This window comes from Streptomyces sp. NPDC031554 (assembly GCF_055580685.1).
In genome coordinates, this window is record NZ_JBVIKX010000016.1 from 158,850 (window position 1) to 177,057 (window position 18,208).

General features: G+C 74.0%; 13 protein-coding genes and 1 pseudogene. 5 read left to right on the forward strand and 9 right to left on the reverse strand.

Going from position 1 to position 18,208, the window contains the following annotated elements; all coding sequences use genetic code 11:
- Positions 1-208: 208 nt before the first annotated feature.
- Positions 209-1,276: a hypothetical protein gene (locus ACZ5FU_RS31580; protein ID WP_469047564.1), complete on the reverse strand. Its 1,068-nt coding sequence runs from the start codon at positions 1,274-1,276 to the stop codon at positions 209-211.
- A 104-nt stretch (positions 1,277-1,380) separates the two neighbouring features.
- Positions 1,381-2,358: an ion transporter gene (locus ACZ5FU_RS31585; RefSeq protein ID WP_469047565.1), complete on the reverse strand. Its 978-nt coding sequence runs from the start codon at positions 2,356-2,358 to the stop codon at positions 1,381-1,383.
- A gap of 171 nt (positions 2,359-2,529) precedes the next feature.
- Here ACZ5FU_RS31585 and ACZ5FU_RS31590 point away from each other — a divergent pair, with 171 nt between their 5' ends.
- Complete coding sequence (locus ACZ5FU_RS31590; protein WP_451527604.1) at positions 2,530-2,745, forward strand: twin-arginine translocase TatA/TatE family subunit; 216 nt, start codon at positions 2,530-2,532, stop codon at positions 2,743-2,745.
- Positions 2,746-2,798: 53 nt separating this feature from the next.
- Here ACZ5FU_RS31590 and ACZ5FU_RS31595 read toward each other — a convergent pair whose 3' ends face one another.
- On the reverse strand, positions 2,799-3,230 hold the full coding sequence (locus tag ACZ5FU_RS31595) for a (R)-mandelonitrile lyase (RefSeq protein WP_469047566.1): 432 nt from the start codon (positions 3,228-3,230) through the stop codon (positions 2,799-2,801).
- A 71-nt stretch (positions 3,231-3,301) separates the two neighbouring features.
- On the reverse strand, positions 3,302-4,318 hold the full coding sequence (locus ACZ5FU_RS31600; RefSeq protein WP_451782077.1) for a zinc-dependent alcohol dehydrogenase family protein: 1,017 nt from the start codon (positions 4,316-4,318) through the stop codon (positions 3,302-3,304).
- A 234-nt stretch (positions 4,319-4,552) separates the two neighbouring features.
- Here ACZ5FU_RS31600 and ACZ5FU_RS31605 point away from each other — a divergent pair, with 234 nt between their 5' ends.
- Positions 4,553-5,440, forward strand: coding sequence for a helix-turn-helix transcriptional regulator (locus ACZ5FU_RS31605; RefSeq protein ID WP_451782075.1), 888 nt, complete (start codon positions 4,553-4,555; stop codon positions 5,438-5,440).
- A gap of 349 nt (positions 5,441-5,789) precedes the next feature.
- Here ACZ5FU_RS31605 and ACZ5FU_RS31610 read toward each other — a convergent pair whose 3' ends face one another.
- On the reverse strand, positions 5,790-6,812 hold the full coding sequence (locus ACZ5FU_RS31610; protein WP_451527608.1) for a hypothetical protein: 1,023 nt from the start codon (positions 6,810-6,812) through the stop codon (positions 5,790-5,792).
- Between the two features lie 872 nt (positions 6,813-7,684).
- On the opposite strand from ACZ5FU_RS31610, the gene ACZ5FU_RS31615 reads away from it, so the two are divergent.
- Both ACZ5FU_RS31615 and ACZ5FU_RS31620 read left to right on the forward strand, forming a co-directional pair.
- Positions 7,685-8,833, forward strand: coding sequence for an SH3 domain-containing protein (locus tag ACZ5FU_RS31615; protein WP_469047568.1), 1,149 nt, complete (start codon positions 7,685-7,687; stop codon positions 8,831-8,833).
- Positions 8,834-9,300: 467 nt separating this feature from the next.
- Entirely contained in the window at positions 9,301-11,745 is a 2,445-nt protein-coding gene (locus ACZ5FU_RS31620) for an aldehyde dehydrogenase family protein (RefSeq protein ID WP_469047570.1), read from the forward strand.
- 51 nt (positions 11,746-11,796) lie between these two features.
- Here ACZ5FU_RS31620 and ACZ5FU_RS31625 read toward each other — a convergent pair whose 3' ends face one another.
- Positions 11,797-12,423 (reverse strand): TetR/AcrR family transcriptional regulator, encoded by a 627-nt coding sequence (locus ACZ5FU_RS31625; protein WP_451527612.1) that lies wholly within the window; start codon positions 12,421-12,423, stop codon positions 11,797-11,799.
- A gap of 129 nt (positions 12,424-12,552) precedes the next feature.
- Between ACZ5FU_RS31625 and ACZ5FU_RS31630 the strand changes: the two genes are divergently transcribed.
- Entirely contained in the window at positions 12,553-13,692 is a 1,140-nt protein-coding gene (locus ACZ5FU_RS31630) for an acyl-CoA dehydrogenase family protein (protein WP_451527613.1), read from the forward strand.
- A gap of 148 nt (positions 13,693-13,840) precedes the next feature.
- On the opposite strand, the gene ACZ5FU_RS31635 is transcribed toward ACZ5FU_RS31630, so the two are convergent.
- The 3 genes and pseudogenes from ACZ5FU_RS31635 to ACZ5FU_RS31645 all read right to left on the reverse strand — a co-directional run.
- Complete coding sequence (locus ACZ5FU_RS31635; RefSeq protein WP_469047572.1) at positions 13,841-15,673, reverse strand: AMP-dependent synthetase/ligase; 1,833 nt, start codon at positions 15,671-15,673, stop codon at positions 13,841-13,843.
- 187 nt (positions 15,674-15,860) lie between these two features.
- Entirely contained in the window at positions 15,861-18,059 is a 2,199-nt protein-coding gene (locus ACZ5FU_RS31640; RefSeq protein WP_468837325.1) for a 3-hydroxyacyl-CoA dehydrogenase NAD-binding domain-containing protein, read from the reverse strand.
- Positions 18,060-18,107: 48 nt separating this feature from the next.
- A pseudogene (locus tag ACZ5FU_RS31645) lies at positions 18,108-18,208 on the reverse strand (beta-ketothiolase); the annotation flags it as partial.

Here is an 18,208-nt window from a genome sequence, read left to right on the forward strand (position 1 = left end):
GCGGCTCGGAGACCTGCCGTCACGAGGCGCGCACCGGGCGTGCCCCGCTCCTTCCCCGCTCCTTCACGCTCCCGATCGCCGCACCGGCACCGGCTCTTTTCCGGCCCGCGCGTCCGGCACCGACGCCGCGGGGGGCGGAGGACCGGGCCGGACGGCGGTCGTGCGCGGGAAGCGCTCCCCGGTCCGCGGGGACGGCGCAGGCCGCCGGCTAATCGCCTCCGCCGTCACCACCCCCGCCGCCGTCCCCGCCTCCGCCGTCGCCCCCGCCGCCGTCCCCGGCCTCGCCGCCGTCCGCGCCCCAGCCGTCGGCGCCGCCGGGTTCGTTGTCGTCCCTCCCCTGCCCGAGGTTGCTGAACCAGGGACGGTTCCACGCCTCGTCGGCGGCGATCGGCTCGCCCCCGTTCACCGGACGCCGCTCCGATCGGAACCGTGCCAGGCCCGTCGTGTCGCCGAGCCCGAACGAAACGGCGAAAGCGTGCGCCATGACGGCGTCCAGCGGATCGGGGCCCTCGTACCGCACGGGTGCCAGCGGCAGCAGTACCGAACCCGGCTCGGGCACCGGCCGGCGTGGAGGACGCGTCAGCAGCGCCACCCTCCGTTCATCGCGCAGCAGCCACGAACTCGCCGCGTTCTCCCGTCGCAGCACCCAGTGCCGCCCGGGCAGTCGCACTTCCACGGAACTCCTGGACCTGCGCAGCTTCTTCTTCAGAACGATCTCCGCCGCGTCGTCGCCGATCGTCAGACGCAGGCCCCCGGACGGTTCGGAGGCGTGGTGGTGGAAGCCGTGCGGCGCCCGGATCCGCACGACGGGGGCGTGCGGTCCCCAGACGTCCACGCGCATCAGGCGCCGGTCCACGGCGACGGTGATCGGGCCCGCGGGCCCGGGCGCGAAGCGCCGCGCGATCCACAGCGGTACGCCCTCGGCCCGGGCCCTGGCTCCCAGGGCAGCCACCCCGTCGGGCCCGCCGCAGCGCTCTACCGCCAACTCCCCCAGCGTGCGGGCGAAATCCGCGGCCTGCCGCACCCTCACCGGCACGGCGGTGCCGGTGACACGGGTCACCGGGACGACTCCGGTCCCCTCCGGAAGTCGTTCCAGCGGGCGCTCCGTCCCGCCGCCCCCGAGCCAGTACCCCCGCTGGAACGTCTCGGCCGTGGCGCCGAGGTTCAGCTCACCCAGCGGCATCGTCCTGCCGCCGGTCCGCAGACGGTCCCCGGTCAGCTCCACGGTCCGCGCCAGCGGATTCCACGACCGTTCGCCATAAAGCACCTGGCTCACACAAACCCCCGTACGTACGCAGCCGGCCCGGCGGATCCCACCCTCACACACCCCGGCGGAGCCCTCCGTGCGGGGGTGGCCCGAGTCCGGGGAGAACACCCGCGTCACGACCTGGCCGGCGGCCCGGCCTCCGCCGTCAGCTCCGGGACCGGGACCGGGACCGAGGCAGGAACAGGGGCAGGGGCCGGGACCGACCGGAGCCGCGTGGTACGGGCAAGTTCCCGTTCGAGTTCGTCCAGGGCGTGGCGGGCCACGGTGATGCGGTCCAGGAGCGGGGCTGCGTCGTCGGACGCCTGCCGCCCGGGGAGGGGCGGTGGTTCCTCGCTCTCCCTTTCCTTCTCCTTGGCCTCCTCCAGGGAGGTGAGCACCACCCCGATGAGGACGTTGACCAGCACGAAGGAGGCGATCAGGACGTAGGAGGCGTAGTAGACGAGGCTCCAACGGGACACTTCGAGGCCGGCGCGGACGGCGTCGCCGATGCCGTCCAGGGTCATGAGCAGGAACAGGGTGAGCATCGAGCGGCCGACGGAGCCGTAGTGCTCGGGGTCGTGGCGGGCGAAGAACACCCAGCCGACCATCGCGTACACGTACAGCAGCAGGGCACCGACGAGCAGGAAACCGAGCGCGCCGGGCAGGCTGCGGGCGACCGCGACCAGGACGACGCGGAGCTGGGGCAGGAAGCGGGCGGTGCGCAGGACACGGGCCAGGCGCAGCAGCCGCAGGACGGTGGCGTTCTCGCGGACGACGGGCAGGAAGGCGCACAGGAGGACGGCCAGGTCGAAGAGGTTCCAGGGGTCACGGAAGAAGTCCCTGGGGCGGTCCGCGTGTGCGGCGAGACGCAGCAGGATCTCGGCGGTGAAGGCGGCCAGACAGAGGTGCTCGGCGAGCCGTAACCAGCGGTGCCAGTCGGCGACCGGTCCGCTGTAGGTCTCCACTCCCAGCAGTGCCGCGTTGGCGAGGACCACCGCGAAGACGGTGAGGGCGAACCAGCGGGCCTCGGTGAGGGCGCGGCAGCGGCGGGCGAGCTCCGGACGGGCGGGCCGGGCCGCCGTATCGGCGGTGAGGTCGTGACGGTCTTGCATCCTGCTGTCTCTGCTCCGGGTGCGGGGGAACGATCTCGGCCAAGCGGGCCGGAAGGCGGACTTGTTGAGCGTCATGCTCCAGGAGAGACTTCTACATCAATGTAGATTCACGTGCGTCACCGGTCCGCCGATCGGCCGCCGTCACCCCCGGGAGAGCACACGATGTTCGGCATGAGTGAACTGGCCCTGATCCTCCTCGTCGTCGTGGTCCTCGTCGGGATCAGGAAGCTGCCCGAGTTGACGCGTTCGGCGGGCAAGGCCGCCCGGATCTTCAAGAGCGAGGCGAAGGCCCTGCGGGAACAGGACGGCCCCGGTGGACCCGCCGGGGCGGGGCCGGCCGTCTCCGGCACCGTCGTGGACCGGGACGGGACCTCGCCGCGTCCCTGACGGCGCGCCGAGCCGGTGCGCCCTCGCTCGCGCACCGGCCGTCGCATCGGCTCTCAGCGGGTGGCCGGCTCTCGGCGGGTGGCGGTGGCGAGCGCCGCGCCGTACTGCTCGTCGGTCACGGGTTCCAGCCAGGTGGTGCCGTCGCCGTCCGCGGTACCGACGACCATGGCGATGTGCGCCATCAGGGTGGTGTCGGTGCCGCCGTGCCAGTGCTCCTCACCGGGCGGGCACTTCACGGTCTGGCCGGCGCTCACGCGGACGACGTCGCCGTCACGGGTGCCGACGAGGCCGACACCGTCGGTGATGTGGAGGGTCTGGCCGTTGGCGTGGGAGTGCCAGTGGGTGCGGGCACCGGGGGTGAAGCGGACCAGGGCGGCCGCCAGCCGGGCCGGCTCGGCGGGGGTCTCGATCACGTTGAGGTGGACGTCGCCGGTGAAGCGCTCGGCGGGGGCCTTGACGGTCGGGGTCTGCGTGACGATTTCCACGGAAGGCGTTCCTTGCTGTGCGACTGCGACTGCGGCTGCGGCTGCGGCTGCGGCTGCGGAGTGGTGCGGGGTCAGGGCTTGAGGAGTGCCTTGACGGCCCGGCGCTCGTCCATGGCCCGGTAGCCCTCGGCGACCTGGTCGAGGGGCAGGGTGAGGTCGAAGACCCTGCCCGGGTCGATCCGGCCGGTCACGACGCGTTCGACGAGGTCGGGCAGGTAGCGGCGCACGGGGGCGGGGCCGCCGCGCAGGCCGACGTGGGAGAAGAACAGTTCCTGCCCGTCGACGGCGACGTCGTGCGGGACGCCGACGAAGCCGACGCTGCCGCCGGGGCGGGCGGAGTGCAGCGCCTGCCGCATGGCCTGAGCGGTGCCCACGCACTCCAGCACGCTGTCGGCGCCGATGCCGTCGGTGAGGTCCTTGATCCGGGCGATGCCCTCGTCGCCACGCTCGGTGACGATGTCGGTGGCGCCGAACTCGCGGGCCAGCTGCTGCCGGGACTCGTGGCGGCTCATGGCGATGATCCGCTCGGCGCCCATCTCCCGGGCGGCGATCACCGCGCACAGGCCGACCGCTCCGTCGCCCACGACCACGGCGGTGGATCCGGGCCTGACCTGGGCGGCGTCGGCGGCCCACCAGCCGGTGCCCATGACGTCGGAGACGGCCAGCAGGCCGGGCCACAGCTCCTCGCCCGGCACCTCGTCCGTGGCGACCAGGGTGCCCTGGGCGTTGGGGATGCGGACGTAGTCGGCCTGGCAGGTGCTCATGAACTCGCGGTGCAGGCAGTTCGACGGGAAGCCGTTGCGGCAGTTGGCGCAGGTGTTGTCCGAGGTCGCGAACGAGCCCACGACGAACTGGCCCGGCTTCACGGCCGTGACCTCGGAGCCGACCTCCTCGACGAAGCCGACGTATTCGTGCCCCATGGGGTGGGCGTCGCCGATCGGCTCCAGGCCGCGCCAGGGCCACAGGTCGGAGCCGCACACACAGGTGACGGCCGTGCGGATGACCGCGTCGGTGGGGTGGAGGATCCTCGGGTCGTCCAGTTCCTCGAAGCGGACGTCACCGGGGGCGTGGATCACTGCGCCGCGCATGGGGGTTCCTTTGCTCACATGAAGTCGGACCGCTGTGCACGGTCCGCGTACGGCCGTCCCCGGGCGTGAGGCGACCGCGCGCCGAGGCCGGGCGGCCCCGTCCCCGCCGGCGGTCGGCCGGGGACGGCGCCGTCCCCTCCAGGTAACCGCCCCCGGTGACGGTCGGCCAGTCACCGCCGATGGGTGTACCGGCAGTACATCCCTCACGCGGCCCGTTGCCCGTACGGTCGAGGGGTGGACAACCGACAGGAGGTCCGCGAGTTCCTCACCTCGCGGCGAGCCAAGATCACCCCCGGGCAGGCCGGGCTGCCCTCCGGGACCCGGCGCCGCGTGCCCGGGCTGCGCCGCAGCGAGGTCGCGGCCCTCGCCGACATGAGCGTGGAGTACTACGCCAAGCTCGAACGCGGCAATCTCGCCGGCGTCTCCCCCGCCGTCCTCGGGTCCGTCGCCCGTGCCCTCCGGCTCGACGACGCCGAACGCGCCCACCTCCTGCATCTGGCCCGGGCCGCCGACGGCTCCGACGCCCTCACCCGCCCCCGGCGCCGACGCCCCGCCCGGCAGTGGACCCCGCACCGGAGCCTGCAGTGGACGCTCGACGCGATCACCGCGGGTCCCGCCTTCGTCCGCAACGGCCGCATGGACGTCCTCGGCACCAACGCCCTCGCCCGCGCCTTCTACAGCGACGTTCACGCGAACCCCCACAACCAGGCGAACCTCGCCCGCTTCACCTTCCTGGACCCCGCGTCCCGCCGCTTCTACCCCGACTGGGGCCCGGCCGCCGACGTCACCGTCGCGATCCTGCGCACCGAGGCCGGCCGCAACCCCCACGACAAGGAGCTGCACGACCTCGTCGGCGAGCTCTCCACCCGCAGCGACGACTTCCGCACCCGCTGGGGCGCCCACGACGTCCGCCACCACGGCACCGGCACCAAGAACTTCCGCCACGAGGCGGTCGGAGACCTCACCCTCGCCTACGAGGGCCTGGAGATGGCGGCCGAACCCGGCCTCACCCTCACCGTCTACACCGCCGAGCCCGGTTCGTCCTCCGAGGAGGGCCTGCGTCTGCTCGCCTCCTGGGCCGCGACACGGGAGGCTCTCGCAGGACGGCCGCGGGGGAACTGATCCCGCCTCCCGCCTCCCGCGGCGCACCCGCGGTCCGGTCCCGCCCGTCCCGGAAGGCGGCGAGGCCTCTCTCAGGGAGTCGGAGCGGGCCGGTGAGAACTCGTCGCCGGTGACGTGACACGCCCCGACCCCCCGGCGACGGTGGCGACGTCGCCGTGCCGGCCCCCGGCTCCGAAGGCGGCGCCCGCTCCCCACCGGAGAAAGCCTGTCACGCCGAAGCGCGGGGCGTCCCGACCGCCTTGGGGGGCCGCGCTCCCGGATCGTGCTGACGACAGCCGTCACGGCGTCCCGGCGAACCGTTTCCGACGGATGTGTCCGGCGTCCGTTCGCCGTGCCGCCGGACGGGGAGTCAGCCGTCGTTCCCGCTGGTCCCGCTCGGCAGGAACCTCTGGCGAGCCCAGAGGCTCAGCAGGGCCGTCCCGCCGGCCACCAGCGGTACCGGGTCCCGGGCGAACGGGGCCAGTACGCATCCCAGCGCCGTGGCCGTGCAGACCATCAGGGGGATGAACGCCGCCGCGCCCTCCATCCCCCGGCGCAGCGCGGGCCGGGCGATGCCGAGGACGCTGGCTCCGCCGGGCGCCCAGGGACCGGCGGCGACCACCAGCAGCCCCGCGGTGACGCAGACGTCGACCAGATGGCGGGGCACCGGCTCGGGACCGCGCGGGCCGACCGCCCACAGGTGCAGGGTGTCGCCGACCAGCACGAGGGACAACCCGGCGATCCCGACCCACAGGGTGGCTCGCCGGTCGCTCCGCACGAGGCGGCGCAGGGCGAACAGGAAACTGAGGAACACCACTTCCGCGATCCACAGGACACCGACCATCCCCGTCCCCGGCCGCCAGCCGCCACCGGCCCCCCGCAGCAGCACCCAGCCCGTCATGAACACGGCCCCCGCGGTGACGACCCCGTCGAGCACGCGCCGCAGCAACGCGTGCCGGCCCGTACCCGCGTCGGCCGCGACCACCAGACCGGCCATCCCCAGGCCGACCGTCAGCGTCACCCCGGTGATCACCAACGAACCCGGCCACGATCGCGCGCCCCATCCCGAAGCCGGGGACCGGGCCGACAGCACGGTGACCGCTCCCCGGTACACGCCCGCGGCCACCGCGGAACCCCCCAACAGCAGCAGACGCGTCCGCACCCGTCCCTTCGTGCCCCGCGCGCGGAACATCAGGGAGGCCGCCAGCGCCCAGCAACCGGCGGACGGGCCGAAAGCCGCCGTCCGCGCCGCCCCGCTGCCGGCGGCCCACACCCCGCCGAACGTCAGCGCCGCTCCCACGAGGCACGCCACGCCGACCACGCCCCCGGCCCGACGGCAGCGGCGACCCGCCCGGAGCCCGAACACGTCCGGCGCCTTCCCCAACCCCGACATCAGGTGCGCCTTTCCACCGGTCCCCCGCACGCGGGGCCTCCCCCGCAGCCCTCGGATCTTTTCGGCAACCGTAAAGATCCGACACCGGTCCTGAACGGAACCACGGGTTCATTCACTCGTACGACGGAAGCCGGCTCAAACCTCGATCATCTCCACGGCCTCGGGGAACCCAAAACCGAGCCGTTCCGGAACGGCCAGGCCGGCCCGGAACGGCCGAGCCCGACCACGGTGCCGTGCCGCCCGCCACGTGACCGGCGGGGAGGCACGGACGCCGGTATCGCCCGATTCAAGTACGACAATCCCATCTGATCCGACACTGCCCACGCCTGCACCGCCCGCGAGGGCTCCTCCTGGTACAACGACGGCACCGACACCTCGTACCGCTCCACGGTCGTCCACCACCACGACAACGGGGACGGAGTGCGGCCCTTCCGCATCGACGAGGGCCGGGGCGGCACCGGGGACGGCGTCGCCGACGACCGGGGCGAGGCCGGCCGCCCGGTGAACGGCCGCTGATCCGCCGGCGGACGCCGTGGGGCGCGCCGGTCCCGCTCGGCGCGCCCCACGGCCGGTACCCACGTCACCCGCCCACCCCGGCCCTGTTCCCATCCTCGGCCGCGCCCCTCGTCCGCCCTCGCCCTCTTCCCCCCTTACTCCCGTCCGCGTCCTCGCCCTCATCCCCGTCCCCGTCCCCGTCCCCGTCCTCCGGAGCAGAACACGTGCACTCGCCCTCCACATCCCCGCGGCCCGGTGCGGCCGCGGCCCGGCTCCGCGGTCTCGGCAGACGCCGCGGAGCAGCCCTGCCGGTCCTCCTTCCCCTGCTGGCCTGCACGCTCGTCACCGCGCTTCCGGCAGCCGCCGGGACGCGGCCGGTGAGCGACTGGCGGATCGATCTGACCGGAACCCACGGCGAACAGCGGAACATCGCGCACGGGTCCGGCGGGACGGTCACGGTCAAGGACCGTGCGCTGCGCACCCCCTCCGCCGCCGACCGGTCGTTCGCCGTCCACACCGCCCCGGCCAGAAGCCTCGGGCGCGTGCTGAGCGCGTTCACCGTGCGGACGGAGGCCGAAGTCCCCGCGGGATCACGTCTCCTGGTCGAACTGCGCGGCAGCGACCATCCGGACAGCTGGAGCGAGTGGCGCGAGGTGAAGGGCGCGGACGCGGTGCGGCTGCCGCGGGAGGTCTCGGTCGTCCAGGTCCGCCTGACCCTCCTCGGGGCCGTGGGCGGCGGCGGGGCCCCCACGGTGTCGAGCCTGGTGGTAGGGGCCGCCCCCCGACAGCCGTCCCTGCCGCCCCTGGCCGGCGGCACGGCGGTGTCGGGCCCCACCTACCGGTTGTTCGCCACGCGCGAGGGTCTGGTGGGCGGCACCACGGCCAACGGCCACGTCATCCAGGACCGCGACCACTTCGTCGCGCTGCCCTCGCGCCGCATGCTGGCGGGCGACGGCGGCCAGGAGTACCGCGTGCGCCTGTGCCACGAGGGCCGCTGCGAGACGGCGCCGGTGTGGGACGTCGGCCCGTGGAACACCAGGGACGACTACTGGAACCCGCCGGCCCAGCGCGAGACGTGGTACGACCTGCCTCAGGGCCGGCCCGAGTCCCAGGCCGCGTTCGAGGACGGTTACAACGGCGGCCTGGACGAGTCCGGCCGCGAGGTCGCCAACCCCGCGGGCATCGACCTCGCCGACGGCACCTTCTGGGACGGCCTGGGCATGACCGACAACGACTGGGTGGACGTCACCTTCCAGCCCGAGGACGGCGGCAAGCGGACCACGGTGACGGCCCGGACCGACGCGGACGTACGCTCCTGCGCGTCGGCCGGGTGCCGCACGGACGGCACGGTCCGCGCCGGCGCGTCCCACCCGGCGACCTGCTGGACGACCGGCCGGCAGGTCACGGTCGGGAAACACACCGGCGACAAGTGGGTCCGGCTGCCGCTCGACGCGGGCGGAGCCGGCTACGTCAGCGGCCTGCACCTCACGGGCGACGCGACCGGCGGCATCGCCCGGCAGTGCTGACGCCGCGGACCGCGCGCCGCCCGGGCCGGGCACTCCGCGGGGGCGGGGCGGCCCCGCATCCGCACGGCCGACCGTCATTTACCTGACGGATCGTCAGCTGCCTTTTCCCGCAGGCGAGTCGGAGGCTCGGTCCGGAAACGGGGCGCGGTCGCCGGGGCCTTCGGAGCCCCTTTCCGTCCGGAGTATTGACGTCCCGTGAAACAACTCAATAGTTTCAGTATCTTCGACTCACAGGGAGTGTTCCCCAGGACATCCGCACGGCCGGCACCACCACGATCCGCTCCGGACAGGGGCACGACCCGCGCGGCACCGCACGGCGGCGTCACCCGGCCGACCGGGGGCGCGTCGCCGTCGCGGCCCGGACGCCGGCGTTCGGGCCGCCGGCCGGCGCGGAGACCGTCCGCCTCTCCGACACGACCCCGCGCACCGCGAGCCGGTGGCCGCGATTCCGACAGGAGGGATCACCCATGGGCCGCTACGACCGGCTCCGCCGCATCCGGCAGATGGACCCGCAGCAGGACTTCGAGCGGATCTACCGGTGGATCGTCCACTACGAGTTCCCCCGCGACTACCTCCACGGGACGTCGGTCGCGTTCCTGCGCGACTACGGCGTCCCGCGCATCTCCCGGCTCCTGGACCGCACCCAGGAGTTCGAACGCGCCGGCCAGAAGCGCTACGACGACACGGTGCTGCTCACGTACGAGATGGTCCGCGAGGGGATGGACTCCGAGCACGGCCGGGCGGCCGCCCGTCACCTGAACCGCATCCACGGCCGGTACCGGATCCCCGACGAGGACTTCCGCTACGTCCTGGCCACCACGGTGGTGGGGCCGAAGCGGTGGATCGACCGGTTCGGCTGGCGGCGCCTGTCCGAGCAGGAGACCGAGAGCCTGGCCCTGGTGGGCCGGCGGATGGGCGAGATGATGGGCATCTCCGGCGTGCCCGGCACCTACGCCGCGTTCGAGCGGCTCCACGACGACTACGAGCGGGAGATGTTCGCCTACGACCCCGCCAACCGCAGGGTCGCCGCGGCCACCTTGCGGATCCTGGCCTCCTGGTACCCCGCCCCGGTACGGCGGCCGGTGTCCCGGGTCGTCCTCGCCGTCCTGGACGAACCGCTGCTGGAGGCGCTCGGCTTCCGTCCGCAGCCGCGCCCGCTGCGGGCCGCGGTGCACCGCGCCTTCCGCGCCCGGGCCCGGCTGATCCGCCTGCTGCCCGCGCGGCCGGAGCGGTTCCCGCGCAAGCCCAGGGCGCGGACCTACCCCTTCGGCTGGACCCTGGACGACCTGGGTCCGCACTGGGCGCACTCCCGTCCCCCGGCCCCGCTCCAGGACGGGACGCCGCCGGAGCGGGCCGGTGATCCGGCGGAGCCGTCCGCCCCCCCACGCACCCCGTCAGGAGACCCGATGACCGACACCACCCCGGCCACCGCGCCCCGCGCCGCGACCTTCACCACGCACTCCCCCGCCACCGGCGAGCCGATCGCCGCGCACCCGGTGAACGGGCCGGACGAGGTCTCCCGGGCCGTGGCCGCGGCCCGGACCGTCCAGGCCGGCTGGGCGGCGCTGCCCGCGTCCCGGCGCCGCGACCACCTGCTGCGCTGGAAGAAGGCCCTCGCCACCGACCTGGACACCGTGGCCCGCGCCATAGCCGAGGAGACCGGCAAGCCGGCCGGCGACGCCGCGCTGGAGGTCGTCCTCACACTGGAGCACCTGGGCTGGGCCGCCCGCAACGCCGGACGCGTGCTGCGCCGCCGGAAGGTGGGCACCGGGCTGTTCACCGCCCACCAGCGGGCCTCGCTGGTGCACCGGCCGCTGGGCGTGGTCGGCGTGATCGGCCCCTGGAACTACCCCCTGTACACCCCGATGGGCTCCATCGGCTACGCCCTGGCCGCGGGGAACGCCGTGGTCTTCAAGCCGTCCGAGCTGACCCCGGGCACCGGGGTCCTGCTGGCCGAGCTCCTCGACGCCGCCGTGCCCGAGCACGCCGGGCTGCTCACCACCGTCACCGGCGCGGCGTCCACCGGGGACGCCCTGGCCCGCTCCGGGGTCGACAAACTGGCGTTCACCGGTTCGCCGGGGACGGCCCGCAAGGTGATGGCGGTGTGCGCCGAGACGCTGACGCCGTTCCTCGCCGAGTGCGGCGGGAAGGACGCGGTGATCGTCACCGCGGACGCGGACCTGGACGCGGCGGCCGACGCGATCGTGTGGGGCGCGCTGAGCAACGCGGGACAGACCTGTGCGGGGGTGGAGCGCGTCTACGCGGTGCGGGAGATCCACGCGGCGCTGTGCGAACGGGTGGTCGAACGGGCCGGGGCGCTGCGGCCGGGCGCCGGGGCGGACGCGGCTTACGGCCCGATGACCCTGCCGGGCCAGGTCGCGGTCGTGGAGCGGCATGTGAGCGGTGCGCTCTCGGCGGGTGCGCGGGCCCTGCTGGGCGGGCCCGCGTCGGTGCGCGCCCCCTACGTCGCGCCGGTCGTGCTGACCGGGGTCCCGGAGGACGCGGCGGCGATGGCGGAGGAGACCTTCGGGCCGGTCGTGGCGATCAACCCGGTGACCGACGTGGACGAGGCGGTGGAGCGGGCCAACGCCTCGCGGTACGCCCTGGGCGCCGCGGTGTTCTGCCGGAGCGGGCGCGCCGGCGCGGCGATCGCGGCGCGGCTGCGCGCGGGGGCGGTGTCGGTCAACTCGGTGCTGGGCTTCGCGGCGGTGCCGGCGCTGCCGTTCGGCGGTTCGCGGGACTCCGGCTTCGGTCGGATCCACGGCGAGGAGGGGCTGCGCGCCTTCACCGCCGTGCAGTCGACGACGGTGCAGCGCTTCACCCCGCCGGTCGCGCTGACCTCCTTCGGCGTCCCGGCCGCCACGCGGGAGCGCGCGGTGCGGCTGGCCCGGGCACTGCACCGGCGCCGCTGAACGACCGGGCGGCGCCGCCGGCCGGGTGGTCCGGGCGAACGCTCCGGCCGGTCAGGCGTCCAGCAGCGGGGCCAGGTAGCGGCGGGCGAAGGCCCGGGCCTGGTCCTCGTCCTCCATCTCGATGCAGCTGGCGGGGTTGAGCAGGAAGGACACCGCGACCCGCACCATCAGCTCGGCGAGCGGCCGCGGGTCGTCACCGGGGCGGCCCTCGACCTGTTGCGCACGGCGCAGATGGACCGTCAGGTACTCGACGGTGGTGGAGAGCGAGGAGCTGCCCTGCACGGTCAGGTAGGGCAGTACCAGCTCGGGTTCGAGGCGCAGCAGGCCGCCGAAGAGCGGATGGGCGCGGGTGTGGCGCAGGGCGACCACGAAGCCCTCGACGACCCGCTCCCGCATGGTCGGCAGCGCCGCCACCGCCGCGTCCAGCCGCTGGAAGAAGCGGCTGAGCTCGCGCAGCAGGGTCTCCTCGACCAGCTTGTCCTTGGTGTGGAAGCGCCGGTAGACGGTGACCCGGGAGACGCCGGCCCGCTTGGCGACGTCGTCGACGGAGGAGCGGCGCAGCCCCAGGAGGGTGAACTGCTCCAGTGCTGCGTCGAGGATCCCGCGCGCCACAGGGTCCTCCGGCTCCGGCCGGGCGAGGGCCCTGTCGAGCCACGAGTCGTTCGTGTCAGTTCTCATGGTGCTCCTCACGATACCGGCGAACCACTCCCCGAGATCCTTTGAAACAACTAGCATATCTTTGTAACCGACCTGCTTGCCCGACCCTGACCGGGCCGCCGACCGGCACCCGGACCCCCGGAGGACCTGATGGGCAGTCGACTCACCGAGGAACAGGCGGCCTTCGCCGCGGCCGTACGCGATTTCGCCAAGCGCGAGTGCGGTACCCGAGAGCGGCGTGACGCGCTGACGGGGGGCGGCCGCGAGGCCCATCACCCCGGGCTGTACGGAAGGCTCGCCGACCTGGGCTGGCTCGGGGTGTGCCTGCCGGAGGAGTACGGAGGCTCCGGCGGCGGGCTGGCCGACGCCTGCGTCTTCCTGGAGGAGACCTCGTACGGAATGGTCCCGTGCGGGGGTTTCGTCACCACCGTCATCACCGCGAAGGCGTACGAGCGGTTCGGCACCGAGCGGCAGCGGCGGGAGGTGCTGTCCGGCGCCGTGCGCGGTGACGTCCTGGCGATCGCCATGTCGGAGCCGGACGCCGGGTCGGACGTCGGCGCGCTGCGCTGCCGGGCCCGGCGGCAGGCGGACGGCAGCTGGGTGATCGACGGTCAGAAGACCTGGATCTCCAACGCGCACTGCGCGAGGAGCATCCTGCTGGTGGCCCGCACCGGCGAGGACAAGCACGGTGGTCTGACCATGTTCCACCTGCCCGCCGACACCCCCGGCGTGGAGGTGCGGGGCATCGAGACCATGCGCGGCCGGGAGGTCAACGACGTCTTCCTCACCGGCGTGCGGCTGCCCGCGGACGCGGTCGTCGGCCAGGTGGACGGCGGCTGGCGGCAGTTGATGGCCGGCCTGAACCACGAGCGGCTCTTCCTGGCGGCGAACATGCTGGGGCTGGCGCGCCGCGCCTTCGACGACGCCGTCGCCCACGTCCGCGAACGCGAGCAGTTCGGGCGGCCCGTCGGCTCCTTCCAGGCGCTCAGGCACCGGATCGCCGATCTCGCCACCGAGATCGAGTGCGTCCGGCTGCTGGTGCGCGAGGTGGCCCTGGACTGCGACGAGCGGCCGGACGAGCCGTTCCCGCGCGAGGCGTCCATGGCCAAGCTGAAGGCCACCGAGATCGCCAAGCGGGCCGCCCTGGAGGGCATGCAGATGATGGGCGGTTACGGCTACACCACGGAGTTCGACATGGAGCGCCACCTGCGGGCCGCGGTCGTCTCCACGGTCTACGGCGGGACCAGCGAGATCCAGCGGGACGTCATCGGCAGGACCTACGGCCTCTGAGCCGGCCCGCGCACGATGGACGGCCGCCCGCCTCCCGTTCAGGGGGCGGGCGGCCGTCCATCGTGCGCGCGGGGCGCGGGACCGCGCGGACCGGGAGCGCCGGGGGAACCCGCCCCGGTCCGGGCCGGGGCGGGCGGGTCGGTCCGGGTCAGTCCGGATAGAGCTCGGACAGCTCGTCGGCGTACTTGTCCCGGATGACCCGGCGCCGCATCTTCAGCGACGGCGTCAGCTCGCCGGTCGCCGGGCCCCACTCCTCGGCCAGCAGCTCGTACCGCTTGACCTGTTCGGTGCGGTTGAGGCGGAGGTTGGCGGCGGCCACCGCGCGGTCCACCTCCGCCCGGACGGCGGGGTGTTCCGCCAGCCCGGCCGGTCCCCCCTCGGCCTCGACACCGTGGGCCGCGGCCCAGGCGGGGGCGGCCTCCGCGTCGAGCACCAGCAGGGCGACCAGGTAGGAGCGGTTGTCGCCGTGCACCATCGCCTGGCCGATCAGCGGGTGTTCCTTGAGGGCGTTCTCCACCAGGGCCGGCGAGACGTTCTTGCCGGTGGAGGTGATGATCATCTCCTTCTTGCGGTCGGTGAGCCAGAGGAAGCCGTCCTCGTCGATCCGGCCGATGTCGCCGGTGGCCAGCCAGCCGTCGGCGTCCACGGCGGACCGCACCGAGCCGTCCGGTCGGAGGTAGCCGGAGAAGACGGAGGAGCCCCGCACCAGGATCTCGCCGTCCTCGGCGACGCGGATCTCCACGGACTCCACCGGGCGTCCCACGGAGCCGAGGCGGAAGCCGGTCCTCGGGCTGTTGCTGGTGGCCACGCCGGTGGTCTCGGTCAGCCCCCAGGCGTCCATGACGACGATGCCGAAACCGGCCCAGAACCTCACCACGTCGAGCGACATGGGCGCCGACGCGCTGGCCGACCAGGTCACCCGGTCCAGACCGCCCGCGGCCAGCAGGGGCAGCAGCACGTCCTTGCGGGCGCGCTCGTAACGCTCCTCCAGCCCGGCGGGCGGTTCCTCGCCCCGCTCGCGGTACCCGACGTGCTCGCGGGCGACCTCGAAGGCCCGGTCGATGACCACCCGTTGCTCGGCCGGCATCAGCGAGAGGACGGCCCGCACGGCGGCGGACAGTTTCTCCCAGATCCTCGGCACGCCGAAGAACTGCGCGGGGCGCACCTTGCGCACCACCTCGCCGACGCGCGCGGGGTCGGCGCAGAGATGGACGTGCGAGGCGCGGTGGCAGGGCAGGTAGATGCCCAGCATGCGCTCGGCGATGTGGGCGAAGGGCAGGTAGCAGATGTGATCGACGTGCGGGGGCAGCTCCACCACGGCGTCCAGCGCCAGGGCGTTGGACATCACCTGGCGGTGGGTGAGGACGACGCCCTTGGGCTCGCCGGTGGTGCCGGAGGTGTAGACGACGGTCAGCGGGTCGTCGGGGCGGGCGGCGTCCAGTTCCCCGGCGAACCGCTCCGGCGCCGGTTCGCGGAGCAGGGCGGCGTACGGGTGGTGGCCGCCCTCCGCACCCGACTCGGCCACCACCAGGCGTTCCAGCGGGGTGTCGGCGTCGGCCAGCAACGGCTCCCACACGGCGACCTGGGCCGCCCCCTCCACGACGGCGAGGCGGGCCCGGCAGTTGCGGGCGATGTGGGTGATCTGCTCGGGGGCCGCGGTGCCGTAGACGCTGACCGGGACCGCGCCGAGGCGGACCAGCGCCAGGTCCGACAGCCAGTGCTCGGACCGGTTGGACATCATCAGCAGCACGTGGTCGCCGCGGCCGACGCCGAGGGCCCGGTAGCCGGCGGCGAGGCTTCGGGTGTGCTCCCGGACCTCCGCCCAGCTGAACGTCGTCCAGCCGCCGTCCGAGTCCGCCGACTGCCAGGAGAGGGCGGGAAGCCCGGGGTGCTCGCGGGCGTTGCGGGCCAGCAGGTGCGGCAGGGTCCGGTCGGCCGGGTCGTCGGGCAGGTCGCCGGTGGTGCGGGGTGCTGAGGTCATCGGGGTCCCCTTGCGGGTCGGGAGGGAGCGTCTGGGGAGACCGGGGCGCTGTGAGCCCCTGCGGGCGTGCCCGGTGGAGCCGGGCGGGGTGGGCGGGCCGTGGGCCCGGGCTCCGGGGGACGACGGCCCTGCCCGTCGGAGCCGGCCGGCGGGCGGGAGTCGGGGCCGCGCGGGCCCCCGGAGCGGATCAGGAGTCGGTGAGGATCTCGCCCCGCTCGGCCTTGCGCAGCAGCAGTTCGGGCGGGGCGAAGCGGTCGCCGTGCTCGGCGGCCAGCTCGCGCGCGCGGGCCACGAAGCCGGGCAGCCCGGTACCGCCGCCGCCCTCGTAGCCGTTGACGTACTGCAGCACGCCGCCGGTCCAGCCGGGGAAGCCGATGCCGAGCAGCGAGCCGACGTTGGCGTCCGCCACCGAGGCCAGCACGCCCTCCTCCAGGCAGCGCACCGAGTCCAGCGCCTCGACGAAGAGCATCCGCTCCATCAGCCCGGTCAGGTCGGCGGGCTGCTTCGCGGGGTCCGTGAAGTGCTCGCGCAGGCCCGGCCAGAGTCCGGTGCGCCTGCCGTCCTGGTCGTAGTCGTAGAAGCCGGCGCCGCCGGAGCGGCCGGGGCGGCCGAACTCGTCGACCATGCGGTCGATGACGGCCTCGGCGGGGTGGCCCGGCCAGGTGCCGCCGGCTTCCTCGACGGCCCGCTTCGACTCGTTTCGGATCTTGCGCGGCAGGGTGAGGGTGAGCTCGTCCATCAGGGCGAGGACCTTGGCCGGGTAGCCGGCCTGGGCGGCGGCCTGCTCGACGGAGGCGGGTTCGATGCCCTCGCCGACCATGGCGACGCCCTCGTTGATGAAGTGGCCGATGACCCGTGAGGTGAAGAAGCCGCGCGAGTCGTTGACGACGATCGGTGTCTTCTTGATCTGGCGGACCAGGTCGAAGGCGCGGGCGAGGGCCTCGTCGCCGGTGCGGCCGCCCTTGATGATCTCCACGAGCGGCATCTTGTCGACGGGTGAGAAGAAGTGCAGCCCCACGAAGTCGGCCTGCCGCTCGACGCCCTCGGCGAGGACGGTGATGGGCAGGGTGGAGGTGTTGGAGCAGAGCAGGGCGTCGGGCTCGACGATGTGCTGGATCTCCTGGAACACCTTGTGCTTGAGCGAGGTGTCCTCGAAGACGGCCTCGATGACGGCGTCGCAGCCGGCCAGGTCCTGCGGGTCCGCGGTGGGCGTGATGCGGGCCAGGAGGGCGTCCGCCTTCTCCTGGCTGGTACGGCCGCGGGAGACGGCCTTGGCGCAGAGCTTCTCGGAGTAGCCCCTCCCCTTGAGGGCCGCCTCGAGGGAGACGTCCTTGAGGACGACGTCGATGCCGGCGCGGGCGCACGCGTAGGCGATCCCGGCGCCCATCATCCCGGCGCCGAGGACGGCGACCCTGCGCACCTGGCGGGGCGCGACGCCCCGGGGCCGGCTGACCCCGGAGTCGACGGCCTGCAGGTCGAAGAAGAACGCCTGGATCATGTTCTTGGTGATCTGCCCGGTGACCAGTTCCGTCAGGTACCGGGCCTCCACCACGAAGGCCGTGTCCACGCCGACCTGGGCGCCTTCGACGGCCGCCGCGAGGATGTTGCGCGGGGCCGGGCTCGGGGCGCCGCCCGTCCTCTTCCTCAGCAGCGCGGTGAGGGCGGGAAGTCGCGCGGCCAGCTCCGGGGTCGAGGGGGTGCCGCCGGGGATGCGGTGGCCGGGGGCGTCCCAGGACTGCGCCGACCGCGGCCGGGCGTCGATGAACGCCCTCGCCCTGGCCAGGAGTTCGTCCGGGCCGGCGGCGATCTCGTCGACCAGGCCGGCCTCCAGGGCACGCGCCGGTCCGTACTGGGTGCCCTCCAGGAGGACCTTGCGCAGGGCGTCCGCCACACCGAACATGCGGACCGTGCGGGTCACTCCGCCGCCGCCGGGCAGCAGGCCCAGGGTGACTTCGGGGAGTCCGACGCGGGCGGCCGGGCTGTCCAGCACCACGCGGTGGTGACAGGCCAGGGCGATCTCGTAACCGCCGCCCAGGGCCGCGCCGTTGATCGCGGCGACGACCGGCCTGCCCAGCGTCTCCAGGACGCGCAGCGAGCGTTTGACGCGCATCCCGGCCTCGAAGGAGGCGCCGGCGGTGTCGGGGGTGACGGACTTCAGGTCGCGCAGGTCGCCGCCGGCGAAGAAGCTCTTCTTGGCGGAGGTGACGATGACGCCCCGGATGGCGTCACGGTGTTCCGCCAGCCGCGCCGCGACGGCGTCCAGCGAGTCGATGAACGCGGCGTTCATGGTGTTGGCGCTCTGGTCGGGGTCGTCGAGGACGAGGGTGACGACGTGGTCGTCGGACTCTTCCCAGCGGATGGTGGAGGGGCGTGCGGTGGTGTCCATGGCTGATGTCTCCGGTGAAGGCGGGACGGCTGCGGGGCGGACGGCCGGTCAGAGGCGTTCGACGATCGTGGCGATGCCCATGCCGCCGCCGACGCACAGGGTGGCGAGGCCGTAGCGCTTGTCCTGGCGTTCCAGTTCGTCGACGAGGG